This is a genomic window from Acidovorax sp. GW460-11-11-14-LB4 (genome assembly GCF_059423685.1).
Window position 1 is genome coordinate 20,057 of the sequence record NZ_JBWKYJ010000058.1, and the last position, 12,443, is coordinate 32,499.

Consider the following 12,443-nt stretch of genomic DNA (forward strand, 5'->3'; position numbering starts at 1 on the left):
ACATAAATCATGCGCTAGAAGCTATTTTTTTGATAGCACCACCCTACCTATGCTCCGCAGACACTGGCTGGCCTGTATGGGCCTTGCACCCCTGGCGGCACTTGCAATACCCCAGGCCTGGGCCGCTGACGCGCCCGCCCTGTTGCTGGCCAATGTGTACCGCCCCGGCATGCGGCTGGCGGACTACTGGGTGAGCGAAAAATACGATGGCGTGCGCGGCTATTGGGACGGCCACACACTGCGCACGCGGGGTGGCGAGACCGTGGCGGCCCCGGCATGGTTCACTGCCGGCTGGCCTGAAACTCCCATGGACGGCGAGCTGTGGGCAGGACGCGGCCGATTCAGCCACGCCCAGTCCACCGTGCGCCAGCAGCAGCCGGAAGATGCCGCATGGCGCGAGATGCGCTTTATGGTGTTTGACCTGCCCGCCCATGGCGGCACGTTTGACCAGCGCCTTCCTGCACTGAACAAGCTGGTCGAAGCGCTGGACCAGGCTTGGGTGCAGGCGGTGCCACAACAGCGTGTGGCGAGTGACGCCGCACTCCAGAAGTTGCTGCTGCGCACCGTGCGTGCGGGCGGCGAAGGACTGATGCTGCACCGTGGCGCATCCATGTACCGCGCAGGGCGCAGCGACGACCTCATCAAGGTCAAGACCCACGAAGACACCGAGGCCCGCGTGGTGGCCCATCTGCCCGGCCAAGGCCGCCACGCGGGGCGGCTGGGTGCCCTGGTGGTGGAGATGCCTTCCGGCCAGCGGTTCCGGCTGGGCGCAGGGTTGACCGACACCGAGCGCGACCATCCGCCGCCCGTGGGCAGCTGGGTAACCTACCGCTTTCGGGGCACCCACGACAGCGGAGTGCCGCGCTTCGCGAGTTTCGTGCGGGTGCGAGAGGACATGCCGCCGATCCGCTGACAGGGCCACAGCGACCCCTGGCCGATCCCGGCCCTGCGATGCGGCGGCCATGCCAGCGGGCGGGCAGCCCCTCCCATCAGTTGCGCAATCAGTTCGGCAACAGGACCTTGTCCACCACGTGGATCACGCCGTTGGACTGGTACACGTCGGCAATCGTCACCGTCGCCGTACCGCCCTTTTCGTCCGTCACCATGACGGCATTGCCGCTGGCCTTGGCGGTGAGCGTACCGCCCGCCACCGTCTTGAGGCTGGCCATGCCTTTGCCGTCAGCAATCATCTTGGACAACGCAGCAGCGTCGTACTTGCCCGCCACCACGTGGTAGGTGAGCACCTTGGTCAGGGTGGGCTTGCTCTCGGGCTTGAGCAGCGTGTCCACCGTGCCGGCGGGCAATGCGGCAAACGCCGCATTGGTGGGCGCAAACACGGTGAACGGACCGGGGCCCTTCAGCGTCTCAACAAGGCCTGCCGCCTTGACCGCCGCCACCAGGGTGGTGTGGTCCTTGGAGTTCACGGCGTTGTCGATGATGTCCTTGCTGGCCAGCATGGGCGCACCGCCCACCATGACCTGTGCTGCGGCAGGCATTGCGGCAGCGGCCATGGCTGCGGTGAGGGCGATGGCGGCAAGGCGGGCGTTGAATCGAAGGGTCATGGGAATCTCCTGAGAGGTGTGTGAAGACAGTCGTCACCGCATGAAAACCACGCGGCTGACAGTCAATACGGCAGCACCACAACAGCGGATTCAAATGCACAAAAAAATCGCTCCGCCAGCCATGCCGGGGGAGCGATTTTCGAGACGCAGGTGCACCCACACACCAGCGCGAAGACTTGCTTACACGTTGCGCCCGTACGAACCGTCGTCGCCCACCTGCACCAGGTTTTTGGCCGCTGCCAGTGGCTTGGGGTTCTTGCCGGTCTTGCCTTGCTCTGCCACGCAGTCGGCGTAGTAGCGCACCTGGCCGTTCTCGTCTTCCACTTCCACCAGGCCGTGGATATCGGTCTCGAAACCGGGGCACAGCTTGGCAAATTCGCGCGCGAACTTGAGGTAGTCCACGATCTTCTTGTTGAACACCTCGCCCGGAATCAGCAGCGGAATGCCTGGGGGGTACGGTGTGACCAGACCCACGGTGATGCGGCCTTCCAGGTGGTCGATCTCCACGCGCTCGGTGGTGCGGTGCGCAATGTGCGCGTACGCATCCGAGGGCTTCATGGCGGGCGTGAGGTCCGACAGGTACATCTCGGTGGTCAGGCGCGCGATGTCGTACTTGGCGTACATCTCGTGCACGTGCTGGCACAGGTCCTTGAGACCCATGCGCTCGTAGCGCTTGTGCTGCTGGCAGAACTCGGGAAGGATGCGCCACATGGGCTGGTTCTTCTCATAGTCGTCCTTGAACTGCTGCAGCGCAGTCAGCAGCGTGTTCCAGCGGCCCTTGGTGATGCCGATGGTGAACATGATGAAGAAGCTGTACAGGCCCGTCTTCTCCACCACCACGCCGTGCTCGGCCAGGTACTTGGTCACGATGGACGCGGGGATGCCAGTCTTGTCGAACTTGCCGTCCAGGCTCAGACCCGGCGTGACGATGGTGGACTTGATCGGGTCCAGCATATTGAAGCCGTCAGCCAGCTGGCCGAAGCCGTGCCACTTGCTGCCCTTCTTGCTCTTGCTGTCGCTGCGGATGATCCAGTCTTCCGCGCGACCAATACCCTCGTCGGTGAGCTTTTCAGGGCCCCAGACCTTGAACCACCAATCGTTCTTGCCGAACTCCTCCTCCACCTGGCGCATGGCACGGCGGAAGTCCAGTGCCTCCAGGATGCTTTCTTCCACCAGCGCGGTGCCGCCAGGTGGCTCCATCATCGCGGCGGCCACATCGCAGCTGGCGATGATGCTGTACTGAGGGCTGGTGCTGGTGTGCATCAGGTAGGCCTCGTTGAACAGGTGGCGGTCGAGCTTGGTGGTCTGCGAGTCCTGCACCAGCACATGCGATGCCTGGCTGATACCGGCGAGCAGCTTGTGGATGGACTGTGTGGCGTACGTCACCGAGTGCTTGGGGCGTGTGCGCTTTTTGCCCATGGCGTGGTAGCTGCCATAGAACGGGTGGAACGCCGCGTGCGGCAGCCAGGCCTCGTCAAAGTGCAGGTTGTCCACATAACCGTCGAGCATGCCCTTGATGGTCTCGGTGTTGTACAGCACGCCGTCGTAGGTGGACTGCGTGAGCGTCAGCACGCGGGGCTTGACCTTCTTGGCATCCACGCCCTTGAGCAGCGGGTTGGCCTTGATTTTGGCCTCGATCGCCTTGGGCTCGAACTCGCTTTGCGGGATGGGGCCGATGATGCCGAAGTGGTTGCGCGTGGGCTTCATGAACACAGGGACGGCCCCGGTCATGATGATGCTGTGCAGGATGGACTTGTGGCAGTTGCGGTCCACCACCACCACATCCCCGGGCGCCACAGTGTGGTGCCACACCATCTTGTTGGACGTGGACGTACCGTTGGTCACAAAGAAGCAGTGGTCGGCATTGAAGATGCGCGCGGCGTTGCGCTCGCTCTCGCCAATGGCACCGTTGTGGTCCAGCAGCTGGCCCAGCTCTTCCACCGCGTTGCACACGTCGGCGCGCAGCATGTTTTCGCCGTAGAACTGGTGGTACATCTGGCCCACGGGGCTCTTCAGGAAGGCAACGCCGCCGGAGTGACCGGGGCAGTGCCAGCTGTACGAGCCGTCTTCGGCGTAGTCCAGCAGCGCCTTGAAGAAGGGTGGCTGCACGCTCTCCAGGTAGCTCTTGGCCTCGCGGATGATGTGGCGCGCCACGAATTCGGGGGTGTCCTCGAACATGTGGATAAAGCCGTGCAGCTCGCGCAGGATGTCGTTGGGCAGGTGGCGGCTGGTCTTGGTCTCACCGTGCACATAAATGGGCACTTCGGCGTTCTTGCGGCGCACCTCGCCAATGAAGTTGCGCAGGCTCAGCACGATGGGGTCCAGCCCTTCGCCCTCGGAGAATTCTTCATCGTCGATGGACAAGATGAAGGCACTGGCGCGGCTTTGCTGCTGCGCAAACTGCGAGAGATCGCCATAGCTGGTGACCCCGACCACTTCAAAGCCCTCGGCCTCAATGGCCTGTGCAAGCGCACGAATGCCAAGCCCCGAGGTGTTCTCGGAACGATAGTCTTCATCGATGATGATGATGGGAAAGCGAAACTTCATGCGCAGCCTCCAAGGAGCCGTGGCCTGCCCGGCCAAAAAACGAAATAGGCGCGAAGTGTAAGGAATAACGTTGACGCGCCTTTGAACTGCCATCCTTTTGACCCAGAATGTGGTGCACTAAACACAACCACACAAGGAGGTTCTACATGGAGGCATCCACCATCTGGTGGCTGGCAGCAGGGGCCGTTGTCGTGGCAGAACTGCTCACCGGCACGTTCTATTTGCTGATGGTGGCCTTGGGGCTGGTAGCCGCCGCCCTGGCCGCCCACCTGGGCCTGGCGTCCGCAATGCAGATGGTGTCGGCTGCCATTGTGGGCGGCGGGGCCGTCGTGGCCTGCTACCTGCTGCGGAGAAAGCGCCCCGGCGATCCGTCTGCACGTGCGGACCGCAGCGTGAACATGGACGTAGGCGAAACCATCCTCATCGAAAGCTGGAGCCCCGACGGCACCACCACCGTGAAGTACCGGGGCGCCCAATGGACGGCCATGCACCGCCCCGGCGTCACCCCGTCTACTGGCATGCATCGCGTCGCCGAGCTGGTGGGCAACCGCTTGCTGGTGGACCCGCTGTAAACACCGAAGACTCCCTGTCGATCACCCAAGAAAGGTTTCCCATGGAAATTGCCATCGTCATCCTGATCATTGCCGTGATCTTCATCGCCCGCTCGGTCAAGGTCGTGCCCCAGCAAAACGCCTGGGTCAAGGAACGCCTGGGCAAATATGCGGGCACGCTGACTCCCGGGCTGAACTTTCTGATCCCCTTTGTGGACAAGGTCGCCTACAAACACAGCCTGAAGGAAATTCCGCTCGATGTGCCCAGCCAGGTCTGCATCACGCGCGACAACACGCAGCTGCAGGTGGACGGCATCCTGTACTTTCAGGTCACCGACCCCATGCGCGCCAGCTATGGGTCGAGCAACTACATCATGGCTGTGACCCAGCTGGCGCAGACCTCGCTGCGCTCGGTCATCGGTAAGCTCGAACTCGACAAGACCTTCGAAGAGCGCGACATCATCAACGCGCAGGTGGTGCAGGCCATCGACGAAGCCGCCCTGAACTGGGGTGTGAAGGTGCTGCGTTATGAAATCAAGGACCTGACCCCGCCCAAGGAAATCCTGCACGCCATGCAGGCCCAGATCACAGCGGAGCGGGAGAAGCGCGCACTGATCGCCGCCTCAGAAGGCCGCCGCCAGGAGCAGATCAACATCGCCACCGGCGAGCGTGAGGCCTTCATCGCCCGCTCCGAGGGCGAAAAACAGGCCGTCATCAACAAGGCCCAGGGCGAGGCCGAATCCATCAAGGCCGTGGCCGAAGCCAACGCCCAGGCTATCGAACGCGTGGCCGCAGCCATCCGCCAGCCCGGTGGCGAGCAGGCCGTGCAGCTCAAGGTGGCTGAAAAAGCCGTGGACGCCTACAGCCAAGTCGCGTCGGACGCCACAACCACCCTCATCGTGCCCAGCAACATGACCGAGGTTTCGGCGCTGATCGGCTCGGCGATGAAGATGGTGCAGACATCCCAAAAGGCAGGCTGACAACGTGTCGGCCCACTGAAATTTTCAGGTGACACCGATCAGTGACCGGAATGCACCCAATCCTATGGCTATAATCGAGGGCTTCGGAGAGGTGGATGAGCGGTTTAAGTCGCACGCCTGGAAAGCGTGTGTGGGCTAATCCCCACCGCGGGTTCGAATCCCGCCCTCTCCGCCACATATCAACCCAGGTGATTCCGGTCACCTGGGTTTTTTGTTGTGGGGGCTGGCTTTTTGCACACAGGACCCCGGCGCTTTGGGCTGAACATCAACGACTGTGCGCCCCGCTCGGTGCATGACAGTGTCTGCGACAGCCATGGCCATTCATGTCAACGACCCTGCGATTGCGGGGCGGGGGCTGACCTCCAGCGTGGTGCGCAGGAGCACACCGGGTGCAGTGCCCACACTGGACCTGCAGGCCATACAGGTCCCGGTGCTGGTCTACCACCATGCCAGGAACGGCTGCAAACACTGCCAGGCCAGCGATACGCCCGCCATTCTGAGAGGGCTGGCGCGGGCGCCGGTCAAAAAGCTCATGGTGTTCCATGGCGGCGCCAACCCCCATCGGTGGTGAGTGTGCTGACCAAGATTGGCCCGGCTTCATTGGCATCGAGCAGGATGCCATTGCCCAAATCACCGCTTGGATTCAGACGCCCGCGCCCTGATCTATTCATGCCGCGATGACCGCTGGACGGCTCCACAGGAGCCCTCTGCAGTCCGTCCGCTTGGCACTCCATCCGCCTCCAACTCAAGGCCCTGATCCGGACCTCCGGACGCTTGCAATGCGCGGAACGTTTCTGGCAGGTTTGTAAAGGCAACAGGCCGTAACAGTTGCCCATGGAGCCCTGTTATGGCACTTGTCTTACACGCGGAACTGCGGCACTTTGCTGAAATCCTAGCCAGCAGCCATTGAGGTTGCACCGGGAGGTCATTGCGGCCCCCACCCCTTTTTTCAAAAGGACTTCACCATGAAACGCCATTCCTTACCGCCGGGAGCGCGCGCGCTGATAGCGTTCATCGGAACCGTGGTGCTGGCAGTGCTGGCGGCGGTGTCATTGCTGATGCCGGACGTGGCCGTGCAGTCTGTGGATTCGATGTCGCACGGGCTTACCGGGCTCGACCAGATTTTGTCCACCAGCTTTCTGGACCACTGAGCTGTGATGCGTGCAGGAGTGGCTGGCGCTGCGCTGCAGCGCGTGTGGGTCCAAACAGCAACACAGTAGTAAAAAGCATAGCATCGGAGTACCATTCGGCGCTGCACACCGGGACTTTTCGGTGGCATTCTGGAATGGAGGACGATCGTGACCACACGTTTTCGCATCTCTGCAAACCGTTTTTCCTTAATTCACTCCCCGAAATTCTGGGGTTCGATGGTGTTGCTGGCCGCTGTGGCGGGCTGTTCCAGTCCCCGCGACAACGCGTTGGACGAGTTCTCGCGCTGGTACGACGGTGCCAGGGCCCAGGCCCAGGCAGGGGCCATGAGCTGGAGCGAGCTGTACAAGCAAAGCTTTGACCGCCTGACCGCCCTTCCCCCCTCACTGCAACAAGACACGCGTCTCGAAAACACGGTGCTGCTGCTGTCTGTGGCCCGCAAGCTGGAGTCCAACGAGATCAGCCCCCAGCAGTTCGCCATGGAGCGAGACGACATTGAGACCCAGTTGCAGGCTCGCCTGCGCTGACGAAGCCACCCGCAGCGGCAATGGAGCTTCTGGCGGCCTGGTCAACGGCTTGAGTAGCGGTTGTTGAAGCAACTCGGGCAGCTTTTTTGCCTGCGCCACGGCTCGTTACCTGCCTCCTCGCTAGCGTGGCGGCCAACGCTATCGAGACGTAGACCCCGACTGCTCCACCACCCTCACGCGACGGCGCAATGCGTCGGCTGCCGCAGTGTCCCCGGCAGCCTCTGCCCTTTGCACCTGCAGCAGCAACCATGCCATCAGCGGCCTGCGCCAGCCCTGTGCCGAAGCGGTATCGGTGGCTGTGGCGATGACTGCGGGGCTGGCGTGCCCCGTCTGCAACAACACGCCCGCCGCCACCAGGCGCGAAAGGGGGTCGGCAATGCCTGCCAAGGTGGCAGCGTTGCCCGCCGTGACGACCGCACGCTGCGCCGGTGGCAAGAAAGCCACCTGGCCGGTTTGCACCCGGCCCACCAGATAGTCGGCGTAGGCCTGCTCGGGTGCGGCGGCGTCGGCGCGCAAGGCCTCAAAACGCTCGCACGGTTCAGTGACCAGACTCGCCACCTGGGCCGCGCAGCGCATCAGCTCCAGGCGCGCCAGCAGATCGGGGCGGCCCGTGCGCGCCACTTCGGCGCGGGCCCGGTCCCATTCGAGCTTCTCCACGCGCGCATTGCCGGACAGGTAGGCCTCGATGGCCTTCTGGGACGCGCCCTGGGCATTCATCTGCCAGTCAGGCACCGGGGGTTGGCTGGAACACGCAGCCAATGCGAAGGCACAGCCGATGGACAGGAGCCGCAATGCAGCCCGCAAACGAAGTGCAGCAGAGGGGTTCATGGCAGCTTCAGCTCCGTGTCGCGTGCAAAGGGCCATTTGCGGTTGATCTCGTTGACCAGACTTTCCACCTTGCGCAGATTGCTTTCCACCTCGGCGCGCAGCGCGCCCAAGTCCGTCGTGGCTTCGCGGGCATTGGCGCCGATGGCCTGGGCCTCCACCAGCACGGCATCCACCTTCTTGAGGCTGGTGCGGGTGTCGGACAACAAACCATTGAGCTGGGCCACGGTGGCGCGCACCTCGGGCACCAGCGCGTCCTTGTTGCCCTCGCTGCCAAACACCTGTTTGTCGGCGCGGGCGGCCATACCGTCCAGGCGCGCCAGCAGCGCGTTGGTGCGCTCCAGCGTGGCCACAATCTTCTTCGCGTCGGCTTCGTTGCCCATCAGCACGCCCAGGGCGCCGCCCGGCCCGTTCAGGCGCTCCGTGAGGGCCTTGACGTTGGTCAGGGTGTTGCCCAGCGCGGCGTCGGGCGACGTCAGGGCGTTCAGGTTGGTCAGCAGCTCGCGCGCGGTCGCCATGAGCTGCGGGATCTCCGCCGTGGCATCTCCGCGCAACACCGGCCGCACGGCGCCATCGGGCAGTGCGGGGTCGGTCAGGATGCCGGAGTACGCCCGGATGTTGGTGCCCCCCACCAGACCGCGTACCAGCGTGAACACGCTGGACTCGCGCAGCCAGTGCGCGTCCTTGCGGGGCACGTCCACCAGGATGCGGGCATTGCCCGATTCGGCCAGCTCGATGCGCCGCACGCGGCCAATGGGAAAGCCCGAGAAGGTCATGTCCATGCCCACCACCACGCCCTCGGAGTCATCGGCCGTCAGCACCAGCGTCTGCGTGGGCTCAAAAGCACCCCGCGCATACAGCAGGTACAGGCCCGAACCCACGATGAGGGCCAAGGTGAACAGCAGCAGCGCCGCAGCCTTGAGTTCCAGATAGGCCACCGGGCGCAGGGTCTCGACCGGAGGCGCGTCGGCCCCGGCGGGGCCATGCGATGGGTGAGGAGGATGGTCGTTCATGTCGTGGGTTTATGCGGGTAGGTGCGACCGGCGCGGGCCGTCAGTAGTAGTTGCCCATGAGCGAGGCCACCTCGATCAGCAGCAGCACCGCAAACATGCGGGCCAGGCCGCCCAGTTCCGAGTCGGGCTGGGTGCGTTCGCCGCTGTCATACAGCCCGGCAGCCATGGGGATCAGCGCCACGGCCAGGCTGAAGAACAGGGTCTTGAGCACAAACACCATGGTCACGCTGGGCGAAAACACCTGGCCGAACATGCGCGTATAGCTCGGCAGCCCCGCCATGTTGAAGCCGTACACCCCCAGGTACGCCAGCACCAGCGCCACCACGCAACTGAGCGCAGCCAGCGTGACGCAGGCAAACACCCCGGCAATCACGCGGGGCAGCAGTTCGATGCGCACGGGGTCGGAGCCCTGGCGGCGCAGCGCCTCGAACCGGCCCGCAAGCCGCAGGTGCGCCAGTTGCGAGCCGTTGGGAATGGTGCAGCGCATGGCCACAAACAAGGCGGCTGTGAGCGGGATGAGCTCCAGCACCAGCACGCGGATCACCATCTCCAGCGCATAGCGCGACAGCCCGTAGCTCAGCGCCGTGACCACCACAATGCGCGTGAGCACCAGGCTGATGAGCGCCGCCAGCACCGTGAAACCCAGCAGCACCGGCGCCGTGTCCAGATACAGGTGCCGGGCCAGCGCGCGGCGGGTGCCCTTGCCGTAGCTGGACGGCGACAACACCAGCACCAGCACCACCGCACCCAGGTACAGGATGCGCCACCAGGCCACCGCCCAGCGCCGCGCCGTGTTCCACACACGTTCGGGCAGGGAGAGGCCGGGAAGGCGCGAGATCATGGGCGGATCATAGCGGGGGCATGCGCCAGGGCAGCCCATGACAGGCTTCTGGAGATATTTGGGCCATTTTCGGGCGATAGCGCTACAAACATATGCCCAAGTAGCTATCAATTAGATAGCAAATAGCACACACGCAGCCGCGCCGTACAACAACTGCTCACACATGGCGCTTGCCCTGGCCGGGAGGGGCGTTGACGCCCACTGGCTGCGCGTCAGCCCGCGCATGCAGCGCTTCGATGATGTGGCAGGTGGCGTCCGCGCCATCGCAACGGCTGCGCAGCGCCTGCAAGTCGGCCTCCAGCGCCTGCAGCTCGGCCAGGCGGGTGCGCACATGCACCAGGTGTGCATCCAGCGTGTCGCAGGCGGCATGGCAGTCCGTCTTGCTGTCCCAGTCCAGCGCCAGCAAGGTCCTGACCTCGTCCAGCGACATGTCCATGGCGCGGCACAAGCGGATGAAACGCAGCTGGTGCACGTCGGCGCTGCTGTACAGGCGGTAGCTGTTGTCGCCGCGCGCACCGGGCGGCAGCAGCCCCTCTTTTTCGTAGTACCGGATGTTGGCGGCCGACACGCCGGACTGCTGGGCGGCCTCGCCAATGCGGAACTGTGCAGCGTGGGGATCCATGGGCTTGACCTTCAAGTGACTTTAAGGTTCCCAATGATGCCATCGCTTTCCAAAACCGCCAGGAGAAAACACCATGTCCGCCCATTGCCATCACGACCACAGCGCCCCCGGCCACAGCCACGATGCCCCCGCCAGCGCAGACCCGCGCTACCGCCGCATCCTGTGGATTGCGCTCGTCGTCAACGCCGCCATGTTTGTGGTGGAACTGGGCGCGGGTACCCACTCGGGCTCGGCGTCGCTGCTGGCCGACGCCATCGACTTTCTGGGCGATGCGGCCAACTATGGCCTGTCGCTGTGGGTGCTGGCCATGGCGCTGACCTGGCGCGCACGCGCCGCCCTGCTCAAAGGCGCCAGCATGCTGGCGTTTGGCGTGTTCGTGATCGGCCGGGTGGCCTGGGGGGTGTGGCAAGGGGTTCCGCCCGAGCCCTTCACCATGGGTGGCGTGGGCCTGCTGGCGCTGGCGGCCAACCTGGGTGTGGCCGCCCTGCTCTACGCCTGGCGCGAGGGTGACGCCAACATGCGCGGCGTGTGGCTGTGCACCCGCAACGACGCGCTGGGCAACCTGGCCGTGATGGCGGCCGCGCTGGGGGTGCTGGGCACGGGCACGGCCTGGCCCGACCTGGCTGTGGCGGCCGTCATGGCGGGCCTGGCCATCAGCGGCGGCTGGAGCGTGATCCGCCACGCGCGGCAGGAGCTGGCCAGCACCGCCGGCGCCCCCGCAGCACACGGGCACTGATCCATGCGCGTACGCCTGTCCACTCCGCTCAACGCACCGCCCGAATGGGTGGCTGCGCAACTGCAAAGCACCGCTGTGTTTCGCCACATTACGGCGCCCCTGGTGCGGTTCAAGCGCCCTGGCGGCGCGCCCTGGCCCACCCACTGGTCTCCCGGTGATCTGCCGTTGCAGATGCGGCTGCTGGGGCTGCTGCCCATGGGCTCCCAAACCGTGCGCATCTCCATCGAGCCATCTGCCCAGGCCGGTGCCTGGCCCACGCTGCGCGACAACGGCGAGGGCACGCTGATGCGGCGCTGGGACCACGGCATCACGCTGCAGCCGCTGCCGGACGGCCGCACGCTCTATACCGACGACATCGACGTGGTCGCGCGCCACCTGCCCTGGCTGATGACGCCCCTGAGCGCGGCGTTTGCCCAGGTGTTCTACCGGCACCGACAACGGCGCTGGCGCCAGCTGGCGGCGCGCCACGCTGCAGCACCCATGGCTGACCCCTTGCAGAGGGAGCGCGCGTTCGACCACCTGCTGACTGCGTTTGCGCGCGATGCCAACGCACCGCCAGCCACCCGCTGGCATTGGCTGGAGGCCGCGCACGTGCTGGGGCAGACCACGCTGTCCCTGCATTGGCGGTCACACAGCGCCATGCTGCGCTACGCCCTGCAGTTGCGCGACCTGCGCGAGGCCGGCGGACAGGTACTGCGGCTGGCACTGGTGCCCCTGGGCCACGCGCTGGCGCGGCTGCCCATCGGCAACACGGGCCGGGCGCAGATCAGTGCGCTGGCGCCCATGGCGCCGCAGCCGCACATCACGCGGCTGATCGACGGTGCGTTGGCAGCTGCCAGCCTATCGGCCACCCAATTTCAACCAAAAAATGGATGCTAGCGCTTGAATCATATGTGCTAGTAGCTATCAAATCAGGAGTAACCGGCTGACTGGTGCGATGGCAAGCTGGCACCCGGAAGTTGACGCACGACAAGCCCGGCATGGGGCTTGCATGGTCCAATCCCATGCCTGTGCGCCGCCCTCTGCCCCGGGGGCCGCGAGCACAGCCTTCATCCTTTTGCCCTTTCCCCATGCCATCCCGCTCCCCTGC

The 12,443-nt window shown here is 64.7% G+C and carries 14 protein-coding genes and 1 tRNA gene; 9 read left to right on the plus strand and 6 right to left on the minus strand.

The genetic code is table 11. The features are described from left to right. Nucleotides 1–49: 49 nt before the first annotated feature. On the plus strand, nucleotides 50–913 hold the full coding sequence (locus tag AC07X4_RS18005) for a DNA ligase (RefSeq protein ID WP_494740855.1): 864 nt from the start codon (nucleotides 50–52) through the stop codon (nucleotides 911–913). Nucleotides 914–1,001: 88 nt separating this feature from the next. Here AC07X4_RS18005 and AC07X4_RS18010 read toward each other — a convergent pair whose 3' ends face one another. Beyond that, nucleotides 1,002–1,562 carry a fasciclin domain-containing protein gene (locus tag AC07X4_RS18010; RefSeq protein WP_494740856.1) on the minus strand — a complete coding sequence of 187 codons (561 nt, stop codon included), beginning with the start codon at nucleotides 1,560–1,562 and terminating at the stop codon, nucleotides 1,002–1,004. A 180-nt stretch (nucleotides 1,563–1,742) separates the two neighbouring features. Beyond that, nucleotides 1,743–4,109: an Orn/Lys/Arg family decarboxylase gene (locus tag AC07X4_RS18015; RefSeq protein WP_494740857.1), complete on the minus strand. Its 2,367-nt coding sequence runs from the start codon at nucleotides 4,107–4,109 to the stop codon at nucleotides 1,743–1,745. Between the two features lie 146 nt (nucleotides 4,110–4,255). Here AC07X4_RS18015 and AC07X4_RS18020 point away from each other — a divergent pair, with 146 nt between their 5' ends. The 6 genes from AC07X4_RS18020 (at nucleotide 4,256) to AC07X4_RS18045 (ending at nucleotide 7,316) form a co-directional block, all read left to right on the plus strand. Beyond that, on the plus strand, nucleotides 4,256–4,681 hold the full coding sequence (locus AC07X4_RS18020) for an NfeD family protein (RefSeq protein WP_099730573.1): 426 nt from the start codon (nucleotides 4,256–4,258) through the stop codon (nucleotides 4,679–4,681). A gap of 41 nt (nucleotides 4,682–4,722) precedes the next feature. Beyond that, nucleotides 4,723–5,640: an SPFH domain-containing protein gene (locus AC07X4_RS18025; RefSeq protein ID WP_056064052.1), complete on the plus strand. Its 918-nt coding sequence runs from the start codon at nucleotides 4,723–4,725 to the stop codon at nucleotides 5,638–5,640. An 85-nt stretch (nucleotides 5,641–5,725) separates the two neighbouring features. Further along, nucleotides 5,726–5,815 (plus strand) — tRNA-Ser (locus tag AC07X4_RS18030). 138 nt (nucleotides 5,816–5,953) lie between these two features. After that, on the plus strand, nucleotides 5,954–6,211 hold the full coding sequence (locus AC07X4_RS18035) for a hypothetical protein (RefSeq protein WP_494740858.1): 258 nt from the start codon (nucleotides 5,954–5,956) through the stop codon (nucleotides 6,209–6,211). A 394-nt stretch (nucleotides 6,212–6,605) separates the two neighbouring features. Continuing rightward, nucleotides 6,606–6,791, plus strand: coding sequence for a hypothetical protein (locus AC07X4_RS18040; RefSeq protein ID WP_056064060.1), 186 nt, complete (start codon nucleotides 6,606–6,608; stop codon nucleotides 6,789–6,791). Between the two features lie 147 nt (nucleotides 6,792–6,938). Then, nucleotides 6,939–7,316, plus strand: a complete 378-nt coding sequence (locus AC07X4_RS18045) for a hypothetical protein (RefSeq protein WP_082565025.1) — start codon at nucleotides 6,939–6,941, stop codon at nucleotides 7,314–7,316. Between the two features lie 138 nt (nucleotides 7,317–7,454). On the opposite strand, the gene AC07X4_RS18050 is transcribed toward AC07X4_RS18045, so the two are convergent. From AC07X4_RS18050 to AC07X4_RS18065, 4 genes are all read right to left on the minus strand, one after another. Next, nucleotides 7,455–8,144, minus strand: coding sequence for a hypothetical protein (locus AC07X4_RS18050; RefSeq protein ID WP_494740859.1), 690 nt, complete (start codon nucleotides 8,142–8,144; stop codon nucleotides 7,455–7,457). Beyond that, nucleotides 8,141–9,154 (minus strand): MlaD family protein, encoded by a 1,014-nt coding sequence (locus AC07X4_RS18055; RefSeq protein ID WP_494740860.1) that lies wholly within the window; start codon nucleotides 9,152–9,154, stop codon nucleotides 8,141–8,143. The genes AC07X4_RS18050 and AC07X4_RS18055 overlap by 4 nt, the downstream gene beginning before the upstream one ends. A 40-nt stretch (nucleotides 9,155–9,194) precedes the next feature. After that, nucleotides 9,195–9,995, minus strand: a complete 801-nt coding sequence (locus AC07X4_RS18060) for an MlaE family ABC transporter permease (RefSeq protein ID WP_146871848.1) — start codon at nucleotides 9,993–9,995, stop codon at nucleotides 9,195–9,197. 157 nt (nucleotides 9,996–10,152) lie between these two features. Next, entirely contained in the window at nucleotides 10,153–10,617 is a 465-nt protein-coding gene (locus tag AC07X4_RS18065) for a Cd(II)/Pb(II)-responsive transcriptional regulator (RefSeq protein WP_056065109.1), read from the minus strand. A 73-nt stretch (nucleotides 10,618–10,690) separates the two neighbouring features. Here AC07X4_RS18065 and AC07X4_RS18070 point away from each other — a divergent pair, with 73 nt between their 5' ends. Both AC07X4_RS18070 and AC07X4_RS18075 read left to right on the plus strand, forming a co-directional pair. Beyond that, entirely contained in the window at nucleotides 10,691–11,353 is a 663-nt protein-coding gene (locus tag AC07X4_RS18070) for a cation efflux transmembrane domain-containing protein (RefSeq protein WP_494740861.1), read from the plus strand. A gap of 3 nt (nucleotides 11,354–11,356) precedes the next feature. After that, nucleotides 11,357–12,232 carry a DUF3703 domain-containing protein gene (locus AC07X4_RS18075; protein WP_494740862.1) on the plus strand — a complete coding sequence of 292 codons (876 nt, stop codon included), beginning with the start codon at nucleotides 11,357–11,359 and terminating at the stop codon, nucleotides 12,230–12,232. Nucleotides 12,233–12,443 lie beyond the last annotated feature (211 nt).